Here is a 17,311-nt window from a genome sequence, read left to right as displayed (position 1 = left end):
ATAATAAGTTTAGAACTTTTTATTCAGTGTTCGGCTTTAAAAATTGCTGTATTAGTGTTGGCCGTTGAACCCGTCCCGCCCCATTCGCTTGTGTGCAGAGAACTTGATGCCGGCCAGTAATCTTTATTTACGCGTGACTCAATGTGTTCGCTCCGGGGCGCGCATGCCGTTTTTCTTCCGTGCGATTGTCCGGGCCATTCCCACCGCCATCGGCGTGATCATTCTCAACTTCATCCTGCTGCAGAGCGTGCCGGGCGATGCGGTGGACGCCCTGGTGGCCGAGGCGGGCTCGGCGACGGCGGAAACCACCCAGTTGCTGCGCCAGCAGTACGGCCTGGATAAATCGTCGCTGGCGCAGTTCGGCGATTACATCGGCCACCTGTCACAACTGAGCCTCGGCGATTCACCGCGTTACGGCATTCCGGTGCTCGATGTGATCACCCAGCGGCTGCCCAATACCCTGTTGCTGATGGGGCTGGCCTTGCTGATTTCCCTGGTGGCGGGTGTCAGCCTGGGGGTGGTGATGGCGCTGTGGGCCGGCAAGTGGCCGGACCGGGTGCTGTCTTCGCTGGCGTTCGTTTTGTACTCGACACCGGGATTCTGGATCGGCCTGATGGCCATCGTGCTGTTCGCGGTCAAGCTCGAATGGCTGCCGGCCGGCGGCGACGGCACGATCGGCGCCGGGCTCAGTGGTTTGGACAAGTTCGTCGACAAACTGCAGTACGCCATTCTGCCGGCATTGACCCTGGCCAGTTTCTTCGTCGCCATTTATGCCCGGCTGACCCGCGCCTCGGTGCTGGAAGTGTTGACCCAGGATTACGTGCGCACGGCCCGGGCCAAAGGTCTGTCGCCGTGGCGCATCACCTGGCGCCATGTGCTGCGCAATGCCTTGTTGCCGTTGACCACCGTGGCCGGGGCGCACCTGGGTGGCCTGCTCGGCGGTGCGGCGGTGGCGGAAACCGTTTTCGGCTGGCCCGGCATTGGCCGCCTGACCCTGGAGGCGGTGCAGGCCCGTGAGTACAAGGTGTTGCTGGGGATCCTGCTGATGTCGTCGTTCATCGTGATCGTCGCCAACATCCTCGTGGACTGGCTGCACACTCGACTTGATCCGCGCATCGCTTCCCGGTTGAGAGGGCGCTGAACCATGAGCCTCGATCTACAGGACGTGAGCCTGCAACCTTCGCGTGCGGCGTTGACCGGCTGGCGCCAGCAACTGGGCACGACGATGCTGGGGCGCCTGCTGCCCCGCGCCACGCTGTCGGCAGTTCCCATTGCACCCGATTCGGACGATCATCGCAGCCGCTGGCCGGTGACCCGGGCGCTGCTGCGTTCGCCGGGGGCGGTGGCGGGGTCGGCGATCTTGCTGTTGATCCTGTTCGTCGCCCTGGCGGCGGGGCTGTTGTACCCCGGCGATCCACTGGACATGGCCGGGCAACCCCTGCTGGCGCCGGGCGAGGACTGGCAGTTTCCCCTCGGCACCGACGCCCTGGGGCGTGATCTGGCCGCCGGCCTGGCCCACGGCGCGCGGGTATCGTTGCTGGTCGGCGTGACCGCCGCCCTGGTCAGCGTGCTGATCGGCACGCTGATCGGTGCGCTGGCGGGTTACTTCGGCGGCAAGGTCGACCGGTTGCTGACCTGGCTGATCGAAATTTTCCAGACCACGCCGTCGTTCCTGTTGGTGGTGGTCGTGGTCTCCATCACCCAATCCACCGTGACCATCATCGCCGTCGTCATCGGCCTGACCTCCTGGGACACCGTGGCGCGACTGGTGCGCGCCGAGTTCCGCGCCTTGCTCAGCGCCGACTTCGTGCTCGCCGCCCGCAGCGTCGGCTACAGCACGCGCTGGATCATTGTTCGCGAAGTCCTGCCCAACGCCTTGCCGCCGATCATCATCACCGCTTCGGTGATCGTCGCCTCGGCGATCCTCACCGAATCTTCGCTGGCGTTCCTCGGCGTCGGCGACCCGAACAAAGTCAGCTGGGGCAGCATGATCGGCACCGGTCGCGACATGTTGCGCAGCGCCCTGTACCTCACCGCGATCCCCGGGCTGACCCTGGTGATCACGGTGTTCAGCCTGAACCTGCTGGGCGACGCCTTGATCAGCGCCCTGAATCCACGACTGCGCGGGAGAACTGCATGAATGCTGTAGCCAACCTTGACGACCACCGCCAGGCTTTGCTCAAGGTCGCTGATCTGCGCGTCAGCTATGGCGATCACCAGGCCGTCAAAGGCGTGAGTTTCCAGGTGGCCAGGGGCGAAACCCTGGCGCTGGTGGGCGAGTCGGGCTGCGGAAAGTCGACCACGGCGATGGCGATCATGCGCCTGCTCGGCGGTCGCGCCGAACTGGAGGGACGCGTGGATTTCGATGGCCTGGACCTGTCCGGCATCAGTGACCCGCTGATGCGTGGCTTGCGCGGCAACGAGATCTCCATGGTGTTCCAGGACCCGATGACCTCGCTCAACCCGGTGCTGAGCATCGGCGAGCAGATCGGTGAAGTGCTGCGCCGCCATCGTGGCCTGTCGCGCCAGGAGGCTCGCGCCGAGTCCTTGGCCCTGCTGAAGAAAGTGCGGATTCCCAACGCGGCGGCGCGCCTGGATGACTTTCCGCACAATTTGTCCGGCGGCCAGCGCCAACGGGTGATGATCGCGATCGCCGTGGCCTGCAAGCCGCGCCTGCTGATTGCCGATGAACCGACCACCGCACTGGACGTGACGGTGCAGGCGCACATTCTGCAACTGCTCAAGGAGCTCAGCGAAGAGTACGCCATGGGCTTGCTGTTGATTACCCATGACCTGGGGGTGGTGGGGCAGTGGGCTGATCGGGTGGCGGTGATGTACGACGGTCTGATCGTCGAGACCGGCAGCACCGAAGCGATCTTCACCGCGCCGCAGCACCCGTACACCAAAGGCCTGCTCGGTGCTTCGCTGCGCCTGGACAGTGAGTCGCATTACGCCAGCGCTTCGTTGCCGGAAATCAACGTGCGCCCCGGCGCCAACGGCCTGATCGAGTTCGATCTGCAGAGCCATCCCCGCGCGCCCACCGTCCGTGACGCGCTGGGTGACGCCGAGCAACGGCCCATCCTCGACGTACGCCACCTGCGCACCGAGTATAAGACGCGCCAGGGTCTGGTCACTGCCGTCGACGACGTGTCCTTTCAGATCCGGCCCGGCGAAACCCTCGGGCTGGTGGGTGAATCCGGTTGCGGAAAATCGACCCTGAGCAAAACCATTCTGGGCCTGATTCGCTCCAGTTCCGGCGCAATCCTGCTCAATGGCACCGACATCGCGTCGTTCAGCGAGAAACAGCTGCGCGCCCACCGGCCTTTCGTGCAGATGGTGTTCCAGGATCCGTACGGGTCGCTGAACCCCAGGCACAGCGTTTATCGCATCCTCGACGGCGTGTTGAAGAATCACGGTGTGAAACAGGCCCAGGCGCGCAGCCAGCGCATCCTCGACATCGTCCAGCGCGTGGGGCTGCCGGCCTCGGCGGTGTGGAAATACCCCCACGAGTTTTCCGGTGGCCAGCGGCAGCGCATCGGCGTGGCGCGGGCGCTGATCCTGCGGCCGTCGCTGGTGATCCTCGACGAGGCGGTGTCCTCGCTGGACGTCTCGGTTCGGGCGCAGATCCTCAATCTGCTGGCGGATCTGAAGGAAGAATTCGGCCTGTCCTACCTGTTCATTTCCCACGACCTGTCGGTGGTCAAGTACATGGCCGACCGTGTGCTGGTGATGCACGACGGCAAGATCGTCGAGGAGGGCGCCCATGACGGAATCTGGAAAAACGCCCGCCATGACTACACGAAGAAACTGATTGGCTCGGTGCCGGTCCCGCGTTATCCGGTGGCCGACGACGAGTCGGTGCCCTACAGCGATGCCGTCTGGCAGGACCTGCCGGTGGCCTTGCTGTTATCGCGCTTTGCAATTTAGTGATGTTGTTTGAATAACCAATGAAAAGACCATTAGGGGAGTGAACATGAGCGCTATCGAGTACCGCAACCTGGGCCGCAACGGGATCAAGGTGTCGCCCATCACCCTGGGGACGATGATGTTTGGCGGGCAGACCGACGATGCGGTGGCCAGGCGAATTGTCGACAAGGCGTACGAGCAGGGCATCAACTTCATCGACACCGCGAACGGCTACAACGGCGGTGCTTCGGAAGAAACCGTGGGCCGCCTGATCGCCGAGCGGCGTTCGCAATGGGTGCTGTCGACCAAGTTCGTCAACCCGAACCCGGGGGCGCTGGGCCCCAATGATCGCGGTGCTTCGCGGCACAACGTGATTCAGTCGGTGGAGGCCAGCCTGAAACGCCTGAACACCGATTACATCGACCTGTTCTATCTGCATCGCGAGGACCATACGACGCCGGTGGAAGAGACCCTGCGCGCGTTGTCGGACCTGATTCGGGCGGGCAAGATCCGTTCCTATGGCCTGTCCAATCATCGTGGCTGGAAACTCGCCGAATTCAGCCGCACCGCCGACCTGCTGGGCATCGAGCGCCCGGCAGCCAGCCAGCCGCTGTACAACCTGGCCAACCGCCAAATCGAAAACGAGCACCTGCCGGCGGCCGAGTACTACGGGATTGGCGTGGTCTCCTACAGCCCGCTGGCCCGTGGCGTGCTCACCGCCAAGTACGATCCGAGCCAGCCGCCCTCCGAAGGCACTCGCGCCGGGCGCAACGACAAGCGCCTGCACCAGACCGAATGGCGCCCCGAGTCGCTGAACCTGGCGCAGCGCGTCAAGGACCACGCCCAGGCGCGCGGAATCACCCCGGGCCAGTTCGCCCTGGCCTGGGTACTGAACAACAAGCTGATCACTTCCGCGATTGCCGGGCCTCGTACCGAAGAACAATGGAATGATTATGTGCCGGCACTGAACTACGCCTTTACCGCCGAAGATGAAGCCTTTATCGACGACCTGGTGATCACCGGTCACTCTTCGACGCCGGGTTACAACGACCCGAGCCATCCGTTTGCCGGGCGTAAGTCGCGGGTCTGATGACACGCGGGCTTGCTCGCGAAGGGGCTTACAGGCGATATCGCTGCTCGATGGCGGTTCGCTTTCGCGAGCAGGCTCGTTCCCGCACTGAATCTTGATGTCGATCCCGGCCCCACAGGTGGGTGTCGGGATCAGTTTTTTGCCAGGTTCCAATGCCGCCATTGCGGTTGTACCAGCAGCAGGCTGGCAATCGTGACCGCCACCAGACCCCACAAGGCAATGGTGGTGGCCACGCCCAGGCGATCGGCCATGTAACCGGCGACCAGGGTGGCCAAGGGCTGCAGGCCGAAGCCGATGATGCTGAACAACCCCATCAGGCGGCCGCGCATGGTCGCGGGCGAGAGGATCTGCACCAGGCTGGTACAGGTCACCATCGCCTGCGAGGTGGCCAGTCCGAACATGAACAGCGCGAACAGTTGCAGGAAAAGCAGGCTCGACAGCGCCGAGACCACCAGCCAGCCGCCCATCCAGACCAGGGTCAGCGACAGCGTCAGGCCCATGCGCCGGATGTGGCTGATCACCGGCGACAGAAAAAACGCATACACCAGCGACCCCGCCGCCGCAGCGCCCAGCAGCAGACCGGTGCGCTGCGGATCGCCCTGGGCCACCGCCGGGAGCAGGGCCAGGGTGCCCAGGCCGAACATGGTCAGCGCCGCGCTGCAGATGTAGATATTGCGCAGGGTCAAGGTCTGGCGAATATGCGCCACCGCCTCGCCAAGGGAGACTTTTTCACCGGCATCGGGCTGCCGTTGCTGGACCTGACGCAGGGACATCAGCGACACAATCACCACCCAGTACGACAAGCCGTTGGCCCAGAAGGCCGCCGACATGCCCACCTGCGCCACCAGATAACCCGCCAGTGTTGGCCCCAGGGTGCGGCAGACATTCAGGATCATCGAGTTGATGCTGATCAGCTTGCGAATGTTGTCCAGGCCCGCCAGGTCGAACAGAAACGCCTGCTGCGTCGGGAAATACACCGAGTTGACGCACCCCATCAGAAAGGCAAAAAAGAACAGGTGCGCCAGTTGCACCTGCCCGGTCTGGATCAGTGCGGCGATCACGAAGGTCAGGGCGATTTCCACCAGGTGACAGCCGATCAACAGCTTGCGCCTGTCATAACGGTCGGCCAGGGCGCCGGTGAACAGGCTGAACATCAGGATGGGAAGGCTTGAGCACAGCGCACTGACCCCCAGCGCAAACGCCTGCCCGTCCGACAGTTGATACACCAGAAGTGCCATCGCCGTTTGTTGCAGCCAGATGCCGATCATCGATACCGACTGGCCGCCAAGGTAAGTTCGAGTGTGCGCGGATTGCAGGGGAGTGAAATTATTCAGCCACAACGAAAGAGCAGACATAAATAGGTTATATCCAGACAAAGTGCAGAGCAGAAGGTAGGGCTGAAAACGCGATGTAATCTGCGCAATGCATCGGTTGCTGTCAATTGAAACGCAGTCATAAACTCAGAACTTAACGATCTATGTGGCGCCAATTAGTTTCCTTTACACTCGTTTCACCTCGCACGGGGCATGAGCTGTTTTTATTTGTATAAAGCGCTTTTTCAATGCCGTGCGACAACGTCCGTCATTATGTTTGTAGTTTCAGATCGTCGCTCTTAGTTGCGACGTGCTGTCATCTTTTTAATGGCGAATGTTATGACCGACCTTAATCTTTGGTACACCCGCTGCCCGACGCCGACGCCCTTGGGGCTGGCCGTGAAGTTGGGCTTTTTGCAGTCCACGCTCGCGGCAAAGTCGGTCGGCCTGCAGTCGCTGCAAAGCTCCACAGATGAAAAAGTCCGCGCCAGTCATTTCGATCACACCCAGCCCTGGTCCTTTCGCCAGGGCGGCAATATCCCGCCGATCCATGCCCGGGCCAATGGCCGCGATACGCGGCTGATTGGCATCAACTGGATCGACGAATTCCAGGCCGTCATCACTTTGCCGTCCTCCGGGGTGCGCACGGTCGCCGAACTGGTGGGCAAGCGCCTCGGCCTGCCACGCCAGCCGCCGGGCATCATTGATTTTCAGCGCGCCACGGCGCTCAAGGGCTTGCTGTCGACCTTGCAGGTTGCCGGCATTGCCCGCGAGGCCGTGCGTTTTGTCGACGTCGCCACCGGCACTGCGCAGTGGGGCGACACCACGCCGGGCTACCCGCTCCAGCTTGTGCGGCGTCTGCCCTATGCCAATGAAATCACCCAGTTGATCAAGGGCGAGATCGATGCGTTCTTCGTCAAGGGCGCCGAAGGCCTGAGCCTTGCCCATCAGTTCAACGCGGTGATTCTCAGTGAAACCGGCGTCCACGCCGACCCGGCGATCCGCATCAATAACGGCACGCCACGCTTGTTGACGGTGGACGGCACCCTGGCCCGGGAACGTCCGGACCTGGTGCAGTCGCTGTTGGAGGCGGTGGCTGAAGCCGCCCGATGGGCCGCGCAGCATCCCGATGAGACCCGGCGCTTTGTCGCCCAGGAAATCGGCGTATCGGAAGAGGCCGTGCAGGGTGCATTCGGCCCGGAGCTGCATCTGAAGTTCAGCACCTCGATCGATGCGCCAGGGTTGCAGGCGATCGATTCGTTCAAGGGTTTCCTGCTGGCTGAAGGCTTCATCGACAACGATTTCTCCGTGGAGGCGTGGGTGTATGACTGAGGCGGTGACTTGGGATGTCATCGTTCTCGGTGGTGGCGCGGCCGGCCTGGTCGCGGCCTATCATGCGCGCCAGGCGGGGGCTTCTGTGCTGGTGGTGAACAAGGGGCTGGTGGGGCGCAGCGGCGCGACCATCACCTCGGGCGGTGGTGTTTCGATCGCGGGCGAAAGCCTGGTCGCCATTGGCCTGGAAGCCGATGCCAGCGATACCGAGGAACGCTTCCTGCAGGACACCGTGGTCGCCGGCTCCTGGCTCAACGACCAGCAGCTGGTGCAGAGCATGGTCACCGGCATCGGCGAGGAGATGCGCCGGCTGATCGACTGGGGCATCAAGTTCACCGTCAACCGTCGCGCCCCCGGTCACAGCAGCGGGCGCGGCGTGCACATCAGTGGCGTCGACATGCAGCGTGCCTTGACCCGTATTGCCCAGCAGGCGGGGGTGAGTTTTCGCGAGGACTTCCAGTCGACGCAACTGTTGCGGCGCGAGGGGGCGGTGGTCGGTGTACTCGGGTTGGACCGGCGCAGCGGCACGGTCGAGAGCATTCATGGCCACAGCACCGTCCTCGCCACCGGCGGCGCGACGTCCAACTGGAGTTTGCGCACCGCGCCGGAAGAGTTGTCCGGGGAAGGGCAGCGCATGGCCGTGGAGGCCGGCGCGACCCTGATCGACATGGAAATGATGCAGTTTCTGCCCTGCTGCCTGACCGCTCCGGCGCTCTGGCGCGGTTTGCAGTTCCCGTGGATTCTCGGACCGCAAAGCGGCGTGCATGCCTGGCTGATGAATCGCTTCGGCGAACGCTTCATGGCGCGCTGGGACCCGCAGCGCATGGAACTGGCGACCCGCGACATGGTGTCGGCCGCCAGCGCCACGGAAGTCTACGAGGGGCGTGGCAGCCCCAACGGCGGGGTGTACCTGTCGTGGAAGCATTTGCCCAACGACATCATCGACAACTTCCCCAGCACCTCGCGCTCGATCAGCGCGCACTGGCAGTGGGAAGGTTTTGACATGACCCCGCTGGTGGAGCGGATCAAGCAGGGCTATGCCATCGAAGTGGCGCCCGCCGCGCATTTTTCCCTGGGCGGCGTGCAGGTCGATACCGGCGCGGCCACGGGTGTGCCGGGGTTGTTTGCCTGCGGTGAAGTCACCGGGGCCATGCACGGCGCCAATCGCCTGTCCGGCAATGCCGGGGCGCAGGTGTTGGTGCAGGGCCGTGTGGCCGGCCAGGCAGCCGCAAATGATGCCCGGGAGCGCCGGGCCCGGGATCGTCGGGCACAGAACGCTGACGAAGCCGTGGCAGTGACCCTCGCGCCGTTCGAACGCACAAGTGGCATCGCGCCATTTGAGCTCAAGGAAAGTCTCTCGCAGCTGGCTGAACGCGCCCTTGGCCCGGTACGCAGCGCCAAGGCGCTGGACGAAGGCCTGGCGCAATTGGCCGACCTCAGGAACAACGTGTTGCCCCAACTGGCGTGCCGCACCCCTGACCGGATGTGGAACCGTGACTGGAGCGATGCGCTGGAGTGTCAGGCGGCGTTCACGGTGATCGAGTCGGCGTTGCTGGGCGCCAGGGGGCGCGAGTATTCGATTGGCGCCCATCAGCGTCACGATCACAAACACGCCGACAGCGGCGTGCTCAGCCATTCACTGGTGAACGACGAAGGGGGCGTGCTGGTGCGCCGGACCCGGACCGTCGCCTTCCCGTGGGTGGCACGACCATGACGCTTTCAAGGAGTGTTGCATGCTGATGCACCTGACGTTGTACCGCGACGGCGAACTGCGACAACTGGACATCCGCTTGCCGCCGCCGGCCGGGCTCGGCCTTGGCATCGACCGCTGGGAAGGGGCGTCGGTGAGTACCGCGTTGCAGTACGCCCAGCGGGTGTTCGAACCCAACCTCGGTTACTCGCTGTCGTGCCGCCGGGGCCTGTGCAAGCTGTGTGCGATGCGCATCGACGGCGAAGTCAAACTGGCCTGCACGGTGGCGTTGCACGACGGCATACGCATCGAACCGGCCAAGCCCAAGCTGGCGCTGCACGACACGGTCGTCGAACTCAGCCTCGTCAGAGTCAAGCCCGAGCGTGTGGCTAAAGCGGCCACCGGGCACCGCATTCCAACAACCACCTGACTGCCTGTCGGGATTGCATTTCCAATCACCCCGTGAACCCTTTCAGGAGTTGAACCATGTCTGAAGCCTTGCGCAAAACCGCACCGGAAACCAACACACAGCCCACGGCAATCTGGTACACCCGTTGCCCGGTGCCGACCACCTCGGGCATCGCCCAGCACAAGCACTGGCTGCAAAACGAATTTGCCCGTCACGGCATCAAGCTCGACTCGATCCGTGCTTCCGAAGACCGGGCCGTACGTGAATCGCATTTCCGCCACAGCCTGGCCGGCAGCTTCCGCGAAGGCGGAAACGTGCCGCCGATCTGGGCGCGGTCGTTGGGCCAGGACACCGTCGTAGTGGGGATCACCTGGGTCGACGAACAACAGCAGGTGTTCGTGCGGGGCGACAGCGACATCCACACCGTCGCGGATTTGCGCGGGCGCAAGCTCGGCGTGGTGCGCAAGGCGGCCAGTGACCTGGTGGACGTCGGTCGCGCCGAAGGCCTGCGCGGTTTGCTGACGGCATTGCAGTTGGGCGGCGTGCCCCGCGACAGCGTGGAATTCGTCGATATCGCCGCGCCGGAATGGGACCTCAAGGAAGTCTCCAGGACCCGGGAGGACCATCACGCCATCCCGACCCTGGCGCTGCTCAACGGCACGGTCGACGCGATCTTCATCAAGGGCGCCGGCAGCGCCCGTGCGTTGGCCCAGGGGCTGCGCCCGATCATCAACATCAACGAGCAGGAGGATCCGCTGCTGCGCCTGAGCGCCGGTTCGCCACGGCCGATCACCGTGGACCGTCAGACCCTGATCGACTCGCCGGACATCGTCGCGCGTTACCTGGCGGTGCTGTTGAAAACCCACGAATGGGCCAAGACGCATCCGCAGGAGGTGGTCACCACCATCGCCGCCGAAACTGCCACCGACGAGGCGAGCGTGCGACTGGCGTTCGGCGAGCAGGTGCATCTGGCATTCGAGCCGACGCTGTCTGAGGTCTACGTCGAAGGCTTGCGCCGGCAGAAGGACTTCCTGCTCGCCGAAGGCTTCATCGACAAGGACTTCGATTTCGACCGCTGGATAGACCCGGCGCCGTTGCAGCAGGCCCAGGCAATCAAGGACCAGATCGTGCTGGATTGACACCGGCGGCATGGACACGCCGGACTGGGGCCGGCGTTTCTCTTCGACATCACTGAACACTGACAGGATTAAAAATGGGCAATGTCCAAACCGTCCCGACGCTGAATGCGCCCTGGCGTCAAGCGCCGGGCAGTGAGTTGCTCGACTTCGGGCGGGTCTACCTCGGCCCACTGTCGCAATCACGCCTGCACAGCACGCCCAAACGCATACTGAGCCGTCGTGAAGCGGCGCTGCTCGGCGTGTTCGCCCTGGTGCTGCACGGTGCCGTGATCGTCTGGGTGAACAACACACCGACGCCGGCGCTGCCTATCGTGCCGCCGGAAATTCCGCCCATGACCATCGAGTTCTCGCAGCCGGCGCCGCCTGTGGTGGAGCCGCCACCGCCCGAGCCGATCGTGCAGCCCGTCGTCGAGCCACCGCTACCGGTGGAGGATGAATTGGCGGTCAAGCCACCACCGCCCAAACCGGTTCCCAAGCCCAAGCCGGTGGTGAAACCGGTGCCCAAGCCGGTGGCCAAACCGCTGGAGCAACCGCCCGCGCCACCGGTTCCGGCGCCTCCTGTCGCCGCGCCCGCACCTCCGGCACCGCCCGCACCGAAACCGGTGACCCCGGCCTCGGCGAGTGCCGGATACCTGAAGAACCCGGCCCCGGAATACCCGTCGCTGGCGATGCGTCGTGGCTGGGAAGGCACGGTGCTGTTGCGCGTGCACGTGCTGGCCAGCGGCAAGCCCGGGGAGATCCAGATCCAGAAAAGCAGTGGCCGCGACCAGCTCGATGACGCCGCACTGGCTGCGGTCAAACGCTGGAGCTTCGTCCCGGCCAAGCAGGGCGATGTCGCCCAGGACGGCTGGGTGAGCGTGCCCATCGACTTCAAGATCAAATGACGCAATTGCTGACTGACATCGCGGGCCACCTGACAAAAGGCGCATCGCAACAAACGACTAATGCCTTGTTGGAGTGCCGACCATGAACCTCATCGCTTCCCCTTTCGAATCCATCGAACACGCGGTCATCTGGCTGCTGATTGTCTTTTCTGTCGCCACCTGGGGCCTGGCCCTGCTCAAGGGCGTGCAGTTCACCCGCCTGAAGAATCAGGACCGGCGTTTCCACAAACAATTCTGGGCCGCTTCCAGCCTCGATTCCGCCGCGGAACTGGCCCACGACCAACCCGGTGCCGCCGCCCGTGTCGCCCAGGCCGGGTACGCCGCGATCCAGGTGCCGGACGGCGCGCAGGCCACCGACCTGAGCCAGGCGATCAATCACCAGGACCGCCTCGAGCGCGCCCTGCGCCAGCAGATCGTGCGTGAGCGCCGCTCGCTGGAAACCGGCCTGGCGATTCTCGCCAGCATCGGCAGCACCTCGCCCTTCATCGGCCTGTTCGGTACGGTCTGGGGCATCATGTCCGCGCTCAAGGGCATCAGCGCGGCCGGTTCGGCCAGCCTGGAAACCGTGGCCGGCCCCATCGGCGCCGCTCTGGTCGCCACCGGCGTGGGGATCGCCGTCGCAGTCCCGGCGGTGCTGGTCTACAACTACTTCCTGCGGCGCCTGAAACTCACGGCTGCCGACCTCGACGACTTCGCCCACGACTTCTACAGCCTGGCGCAAAAGAACGCTTTCCGCGTACTGCTGCATCCGGCCCACAAAAAATCCGCCGCCACCGCGACCGGGCAAACAGTGAAGGAGGCGTCCTGAGATGGCTTTTTCCACCCAAGACAGCGATGAAGTGCTGAGTGAAATCAACGTCACGCCCCTGGTGGACGTCATGCTGGTGCTGCTGGTGGTGTTCATCGTCACCGCGCCGCTGCTGACCAACTCGATCCCGATCAACCTGCCGAAGACCGAAGCGGTGGCACCGGTGGAACAGAAAGACCCGCTGGTGGTAAGCATCGACGACAAGGGCAAGCTGTTCATCAACAAGGACGAGATTCAGCCGGACCTGCTGGAAACCAACCTCAAATCCGCCAGGGAAAAAAACGCCGACCTGCGTGTCCAGTTGCAGGCGGATAACGGGGTGAACTACGGCGAAGTGGCGCGGGCCATGGCGTCGATCGAACGGGCAGGAATCACCAAATTGTCAGTGATTACCGCGAAGTAGGGACGTGAGCGGCGGTTCATGCCGGGTTCGCCACCGCAGGCGTGCCCCGCAACGCGGCACGTGCAGACAGGCACGCCAGAACCGCCGCCGCCCCCAGCAACAGGGCACTCAATTCGAAGGTCGCGCGGTAGCCGCTGAAGTCGAACACCAGGCCGCCCACGGTCGCGCCAGACGCGATGGCGAGCTGGACGATGGCGACCATCAAGCCGCCTCCCGCTTCTGCATCGTCCGGCAGCGTTTTCGCCAGCCATGTCCACCAACCCACTGGCGCTGCCGTCGCCACCAGCCCCCAGATTCCCAGCAAGACAGTGGTGGTGATCGCCGAGCTACCGAAGGACACCAGGGCCAGTGCGATCATGGCCATCAGCACCGGGATGACGATCAGGGTGCGATGCAGGCCGACCTTGAGGAACGCTTCGATCAGGAAGGTGCCGGCCAGGCCCGCCAACCCCAGCACCAGCAGCATCAGCGAGAGCATGGACACACTGACGTGGGTGACTGTTTCAAGGAAGGGGCGCAAGTAAGTGAACAACATGAACTGGCCCATGAAAAATACGCTGACCGCGACCATGCCCAGCGCGACCGGCACTCTTTTCATCAACCGCAAGGCATTCGCGCTGCCGGCGCTGGCGGTGTTTTTCATCGTTGGCAAGCTGATCAAGAGCCACAGGCCGGCGAGGACCGCGACCGGCACGATACAGAAAAACGCCCCGCGCCAGCCGATCAGCGCGCCGAGGAAACTGCCCAGCGGTGCGGCAATCACCGTCGCCAGGGCATTGCCGCCATTGACGATGGCCATCGCCCGGGTGACCTGATCTTCGGCCACCAGGCGCATCGCGGTGGCTGCCGACAGCGACCAGAAACCACCGATGGCGATGCCGATCAGGGCGCGGCCGAGCATGAATGTCGTGTAGTTCGGTGCGAACGCCGCCACCGTTCCAGAAACGATCATCAGCAGCGTGAGCGACAGCAGCAATGGTTTGCGCTTGACTCGCGCTGCCACCGAGGCGATCAGGAGGCTGGTGATCAGGGCGAACAATCCGGACATGGCGATGCCCTGGCCGGCCTGTCCTTCGGTGACGTGCAGATCTGCCGCAATGGGCGTCAGCAGGCTGACGGGCATGAACTCCGAGGCCACCAGAACGAAGGCGGCGAGGGACATGGCGAATACCGCGCCCCATGATTGTCGGGGGTGATGGGTCATGGTTTGAATCCTGCGCAAAGCATCGCGCCCCCTGGAGCGGGGGCGCGGGGAAGGGGTGTTTTTATCGAGGGGCTTCAGCCGGCGAGTGTGGCGTTGTCGATCACGAAACGGTACTTCACCTCGCCCTTGAGCATGCGCTCATAGGACGCGTTGATCTGGTCGGCGCGCACCAGCTCGATGTCGGCGACGATGCCGTGTTCGGCACAGAAATCCAGCATCTGCTGGGTCTCGGGAATGCCGCCGATCATCGAGCCGGCAATCGTGCGGCGCTTGGTGATCAGGTTGAACACGTTCGGCGAGGTATGCGGCGAGGCGGGAGCGCCCACGAGCGTCAACGCACCATCGCGCTTGAGCAGTACCAGGAACGCATCGAGGTCGTGGGGCGCGGCGACGGTGTTGAGGATGAAGTCGAAGCTCTTGGCATGCGCGGCCATTTCTTCGGCGTTGCGCGACACCACCACTTCGTCGGCGCCCAGTTGCCGGGCCGCCTCACGTTTGGACTCGGACGTGGTGAAGGCCACGACCTGCGCACCCATGGCATGCGCCAGCTTGATGCCCATATGACCCAGGCCGCCGATGCCGACCACGCCGACTTTCTTGCCCGGCCCGGCGTTCCAGTGCCGCAGTGGCGAGTAGGTGGTAATGCCCGCACACAGCAGCGGCGCAACGGCGGCCAGTTGTGCTTCGGGATGGCGGATGCGCAGGACGTAACGCTCATGCACCACGATGTTTTGCGCGTAGCCGCCGAGTGTCCAGCCGGGCGCATCCGGGGTCGGGAAGTTGTAGGTGCCGACCATGCCGTCGCAGTAGTTTTCCAGGCCGGACTCACAGTCGTCGCAGTGTTTGCAGCTGTCGACGATACAGCCGACACCGACCAGGTCGCCCTTCTTGAAATCCGTCACATGGGCGCCGACTGCGGCGACGCGACCGACGATTTCATGCCCCGGTACGCAGGGAAATTGCGTGCCTGCCCACTCCGCACGCACCTGGTGCAGGTCCGAATGGCAAATGCCGCAAAACGCGATATCGATCTGGATGTCATGGGCGCCGGGCGTGCGGCGGTTGATCTGCATGGGCTCAAGGGGTTTGTCACCTGCATGGGCACCGTAGGCGTGTACAAGCATGGGAAATTCCTGATTGAGTAAGTCGGATGCCCATTTTCTGCCCATGCCGCGGATTCGCTGTAGACCATTCCTGTGGATTGCTTGCCTGATTCTATGAGTGTTGGCCGGTCCCCTGGCACGGGTTGTCATTTCTGCAGGTTATGATGGCGTCATTGCTTATGTTCAAAGGCTAAAGGACACGGGAATGCGGATACTGATAGTGGGCGGCGGCATTGCCGGCTTCGCCATGGCCAGAGCCCTGGAACGCCAGGGCCTGGAACCGGACCTGATCGAACGACGCCAGGATGAAACGCCCGGCGGCATGGGGTTCTATCTGCCGGGGAATGCCGGCCGGGCCCTTGAGCAATTGGGGCTGCTGGAGTCGGTGCGCGCTGTCGCGGCGGTCATCAACACGCAACGCATCATGGATCAGCGTGGACGAATGCTGACCGTCACCGATACCCAAGATTTCTGGCGGGATTGCGGGCCTTGCCTGTCGCTGCCGCGCAATACGCTGCACGCGATCCTGCGTGGCGCGCTGGAACGCACCCGGGCCCGGTTCGGTGTTTCGATCACCGGCATGACGCCGTCCGCCGAGGCGTGCGAAGTGGCTTTCTCCGACGACACCACGGCCACCTATGACCTGGTCATTGGCGCCGACGGCATCGACTCGACGGTTCGCCGGATGATCTTCCCGGCGGTACAGCCGTCGTACGTCGGCAATGTCTGCTGGCGCTTCATCACGCACAACAGCCCGGGCATCGACGGCTGGACGGCGATGCTGGGCAAGGGGCGCACCTTGCTGGCCATCCCTGTCAGCCGCGAACAGGTCTACGTCTATGCCGACATGGCACTGGCCGAAGCGGACGCCGATCGCGTCCGGCACGCCTCGCTCGAAAGCCTGTTCGCTGACTTCGCCGAGCCGCTGTTGCCATTGCTCGCCCAGGCCGGGCAGGACACGCATTTCGGCAGTATCCAGCAGGTGGTGATGCAGGACTGGCATCGTGGCCGCGCCGTGCTCATCGGCGACGCGGCACACGCGTCATCGCCGAGCATGGCGGAGGGCGCCGGCATGGCCCTCGAGGATGCACTGGCGCTGGCCGAAGCCCTCGCGGCGCATCAGGACGTGGCGTCGGCGTTGCAGTCCTACAGCGCGAGACGCAAGCCCAGGGTGGATTGGGTGCAGAAACAATGTGTCGCGCGCGACAAGATGCGCACGCTGCCGACGCCTGCCCGCAACGTCATCCTCAGGTGGCTGGGCGACCGCCTCTATAAACGCAGCTACACGCCGCTGCTGGCTTCGCTGTAACCGGGAAGGGGCTCAGGCCCCGCTCTCCATCGGCCGCGTGATCAGGTACTGGCACACCAGACGTTCTCCGCGAAGGCACTGGTCTGCGGCCGGTTGCCCGGTGGCTTCGGAGAAGAACGAGGCCATGGCCCGGCAAACGCAAGGTTGGTCACGCACGGCACCGCCCAACGGACAGGTGTAGTTGCGCACCATGACGCCTTCTTCCTGGGCATGGGCTTCGGTGCTGGCGCCGAGCGCGTCGGCCGCCGCCATGGCCGACTGCAGGCCACTCTGGAAATCCCGCGGTGTGGCGATGCCGGCTTCACGGGCGAGGTGACGACCGGTTTCGTCGAGCAGTTCACTGATCTGCTGTTCGTCCATGCGTGTCTGCATGACTTTCAGGAGCCCGCGCAGGAACAGGCGGTAGGCGCTCGATTCGATGTCCTCGCTGCCCGGTGCCGCCTCGTATACCACCGGTGGTTTGCCCAGCATTCCCCGTTGCTTGACGCTGGCGCGGCGCACCGCCCCTTCGGCTTCGAGTTGGCGCAACTGCACGTTGATGGCGTTGCGCGTGACGTCGAGGTGCGAGCACAGCTGCACGACGGTGAGCGGTTCGCGTTGCAACAGGCGCAGGATGTCGTTTTTCGTGGTCACGAAAAAACCCTTGTGGTTACAAAGTGCCGATCATAGCAATCCCGTCGGGGAAATGGGCTTACGCGATTAATGACAATTGGTATTGTCA

General features: G+C 63.8%; 16 protein-coding genes. 12 read left to right on the top strand and 4 right to left on the bottom strand.

Annotation, left to right across the window (positions count from 1 at the left end):
* Window positions 1-163 precede the first annotated feature (163 nt).
* The 4 genes from ACM6IM_RS10750 to ACM6IM_RS10735 are packed head-to-tail and all read left to right on the top strand — an operon-like array spanning window position 164 to window position 4,996.
* Window positions 164-1,141 (top strand): ABC transporter permease, encoded by a 978-nt coding sequence (locus tag ACM6IM_RS10750; RefSeq protein ID WP_371047720.1) that lies wholly within the window; start codon window positions 164-166, stop codon window positions 1,139-1,141.
* Between the two features lie 3 nt (window positions 1,142-1,144).
* Window positions 1,145-2,140, top strand: a complete 996-nt coding sequence (locus tag ACM6IM_RS10745; RefSeq protein ID WP_414865110.1) for an ABC transporter permease — start codon at window positions 1,145-1,147, stop codon at window positions 2,138-2,140.
* Window positions 2,137-3,927 (top strand): ABC transporter ATP-binding protein, encoded by a 1,791-nt coding sequence (locus tag ACM6IM_RS10740; protein WP_414865109.1) that lies wholly within the window; start codon window positions 2,137-2,139, stop codon window positions 3,925-3,927. The genes ACM6IM_RS10745 and ACM6IM_RS10740 overlap by 4 nt, the downstream gene beginning before the upstream one ends.
* A 46-nt stretch (window positions 3,928-3,973) precedes the next feature.
* Entirely contained in the window at window positions 3,974-4,996 is a 1,023-nt protein-coding gene (locus ACM6IM_RS10735; RefSeq protein ID WP_371047723.1) for an aldo/keto reductase, read from the top strand.
* 131 nt (window positions 4,997-5,127) lie between these two features.
* On the opposite strand, the gene ACM6IM_RS10730 is transcribed toward ACM6IM_RS10735, so the two are convergent.
* Window positions 5,128-6,351 carry an MFS transporter gene (locus ACM6IM_RS10730; protein ID WP_414865108.1) on the bottom strand — a complete coding sequence of 408 codons (1,224 nt, stop codon included), beginning with the start codon at window positions 6,349-6,351 and terminating at the stop codon, window positions 5,128-5,130.
* A 297-nt stretch (window positions 6,352-6,648) separates the two neighbouring features.
* Here ACM6IM_RS10730 and ACM6IM_RS10725 point away from each other — a divergent pair, with 297 nt between their 5' ends.
* The 7 genes from ACM6IM_RS10725 (at window position 6,649) to ACM6IM_RS10695 (ending at window position 12,974) form a co-directional block, all read left to right on the top strand.
* Window positions 6,649-7,641 (top strand): ABC transporter substrate-binding protein, encoded by a 993-nt coding sequence (locus ACM6IM_RS10725; protein ID WP_414865107.1) that lies wholly within the window; start codon window positions 6,649-6,651, stop codon window positions 7,639-7,641.
* Window positions 7,634-9,355, top strand: coding sequence for an FAD-dependent oxidoreductase (locus ACM6IM_RS10720; protein WP_414865106.1), 1,722 nt, complete (start codon window positions 7,634-7,636; stop codon window positions 9,353-9,355). Before ACM6IM_RS10725 ends, ACM6IM_RS10720 begins: the two co-directional genes overlap by 8 nt.
* A 19-nt stretch (window positions 9,356-9,374) precedes the next feature.
* On the top strand, window positions 9,375-9,761 hold the full coding sequence (locus tag ACM6IM_RS10715; protein ID WP_371047727.1) for a 2Fe-2S iron-sulfur cluster-binding protein: 387 nt from the start codon (window positions 9,375-9,377) through the stop codon (window positions 9,759-9,761).
* A gap of 56 nt (window positions 9,762-9,817) precedes the next feature.
* Window positions 9,818-10,879: an ABC transporter substrate-binding protein gene (locus ACM6IM_RS10710; protein WP_414865105.1), complete on the top strand. Its 1,062-nt coding sequence runs from the start codon at window positions 9,818-9,820 to the stop codon at window positions 10,877-10,879.
* Between the two features lie 74 nt (window positions 10,880-10,953).
* On the top strand, window positions 10,954-11,763 hold the full coding sequence (locus ACM6IM_RS10705) for an energy transducer TonB (protein WP_414865104.1): 810 nt from the start codon (window positions 10,954-10,956) through the stop codon (window positions 11,761-11,763).
* A gap of 82 nt (window positions 11,764-11,845) precedes the next feature.
* Complete coding sequence (locus tag ACM6IM_RS10700; RefSeq protein WP_414865103.1) at window positions 11,846-12,571, top strand: MotA/TolQ/ExbB proton channel family protein; 726 nt, start codon at window positions 11,846-11,848, stop codon at window positions 12,569-12,571.
* A 1-nt stretch (window position 12,572) separates the two neighbouring features.
* Window positions 12,573-12,974 (top strand): ExbD/TolR family protein, encoded by a 402-nt coding sequence (locus tag ACM6IM_RS10695; protein WP_192301687.1) that lies wholly within the window; start codon window positions 12,573-12,575, stop codon window positions 12,972-12,974.
* A 16-nt stretch (window positions 12,975-12,990) separates the two neighbouring features.
* Here ACM6IM_RS10695 and ACM6IM_RS10690 read toward each other — a convergent pair whose 3' ends face one another.
* Window positions 12,991-14,178, bottom strand: coding sequence for an MFS transporter (locus ACM6IM_RS10690; protein ID WP_414865102.1), 1,188 nt, complete (start codon window positions 14,176-14,178; stop codon window positions 12,991-12,993).
* A 74-nt stretch (window positions 14,179-14,252) separates the two neighbouring features.
* Window positions 14,253-15,302, bottom strand: a complete 1,050-nt coding sequence (locus ACM6IM_RS10685) for an NAD(P)-dependent alcohol dehydrogenase (RefSeq protein ID WP_192301686.1) — start codon at window positions 15,300-15,302, stop codon at window positions 14,253-14,255.
* 184 nt (window positions 15,303-15,486) lie between these two features.
* Here ACM6IM_RS10685 and ACM6IM_RS10680 point away from each other — a divergent pair, with 184 nt between their 5' ends.
* Window positions 15,487-16,590, top strand: coding sequence for an FAD-dependent monooxygenase (locus ACM6IM_RS10680; RefSeq protein ID WP_414865101.1), 1,104 nt, complete (start codon window positions 15,487-15,489; stop codon window positions 16,588-16,590).
* Between the two features lie 12 nt (window positions 16,591-16,602).
* On the opposite strand, the gene ACM6IM_RS10675 is transcribed toward ACM6IM_RS10680, so the two are convergent.
* Entirely contained in the window at window positions 16,603-17,223 is a 621-nt protein-coding gene (locus ACM6IM_RS10675) for a helix-turn-helix transcriptional regulator (RefSeq protein ID WP_192301685.1), read from the bottom strand.
* Window positions 17,224-17,311 lie beyond the last annotated feature (88 nt).

The organism is Pseudomonas sp. IT-P12 (genome assembly GCF_949767465.1).
Classification (GTDB): domain Bacteria; phylum Pseudomonadota; class Gammaproteobacteria; order Pseudomonadales; family Pseudomonadaceae; genus Aquipseudomonas.
The sequence above is the reverse complement of the archived record's forward strand: the minus strand, read 5'-3'. Positions and strand labels throughout refer to the sequence as shown.

Bases quoted from the DNA above. Each gene is read 5' to 3' on its own strand.
- ACM6IM_RS10750 (WP_371047720.1), top strand. From the start codon at position 164: ATGCCGTTTTTCTTCCGTGCGATTGTCCGGGCCATTCCCACCGCCATC.
- ACM6IM_RS10745 (WP_414865110.1), top strand. From the start codon at position 1,145: ATGAGCCTCGATCTACAGGACGTGAGCCTGCAACCTTCGCGTGCGGCG.
- ACM6IM_RS10740 (WP_414865109.1), top strand. From the start codon at position 2,137: ATGAATGCTGTAGCCAACCTTGACGACCACCGCCAGGCTTTGCTCAAG.
- ACM6IM_RS10735 (WP_371047723.1), top strand. From the start codon at position 3,974: ATGAGCGCTATCGAGTACCGCAACCTGGGCCGCAACGGGATCAAGGTG.
- ACM6IM_RS10730 (WP_414865108.1), bottom strand. From the start codon at position 6,351: ATGTCTGCTCTTTCGTTGTGGCTGAATAATTTCACTCCCCTGCAATCC.
- ACM6IM_RS10725 (WP_414865107.1), top strand. From the start codon at position 6,649: ATGACCGACCTTAATCTTTGGTACACCCGCTGCCCGACGCCGACGCCC.
- ACM6IM_RS10720 (WP_414865106.1), top strand. From the start codon at position 7,634: ATGACTGAGGCGGTGACTTGGGATGTCATCGTTCTCGGTGGTGGCGCG.
- ACM6IM_RS10715 (WP_371047727.1), top strand. From the start codon at position 9,375: ATGCTGATGCACCTGACGTTGTACCGCGACGGCGAACTGCGACAACTG.
- ACM6IM_RS10710 (WP_414865105.1), top strand. From the start codon at position 9,818: ATGTCTGAAGCCTTGCGCAAAACCGCACCGGAAACCAACACACAGCCC.
- ACM6IM_RS10705 (WP_414865104.1), top strand. From the start codon at position 10,954: ATGGGCAATGTCCAAACCGTCCCGACGCTGAATGCGCCCTGGCGTCAA.
- ACM6IM_RS10700 (WP_414865103.1), top strand. From the start codon at position 11,846: ATGAACCTCATCGCTTCCCCTTTCGAATCCATCGAACACGCGGTCATC.
- ACM6IM_RS10695 (WP_192301687.1), top strand. From the start codon at position 12,573: ATGGCTTTTTCCACCCAAGACAGCGATGAAGTGCTGAGTGAAATCAAC.
- ACM6IM_RS10690 (WP_414865102.1), bottom strand. From the start codon at position 14,178: ATGACCCATCACCCCCGACAATCATGGGGCGCGGTATTCGCCATGTCC.
- ACM6IM_RS10685 (WP_192301686.1), bottom strand. From the start codon at position 15,302: ATGCTTGTACACGCCTACGGTGCCCATGCAGGTGACAAACCCCTTGAG.
- ACM6IM_RS10680 (WP_414865101.1), top strand. From the start codon at position 15,487: ATGCGGATACTGATAGTGGGCGGCGGCATTGCCGGCTTCGCCATGGCC.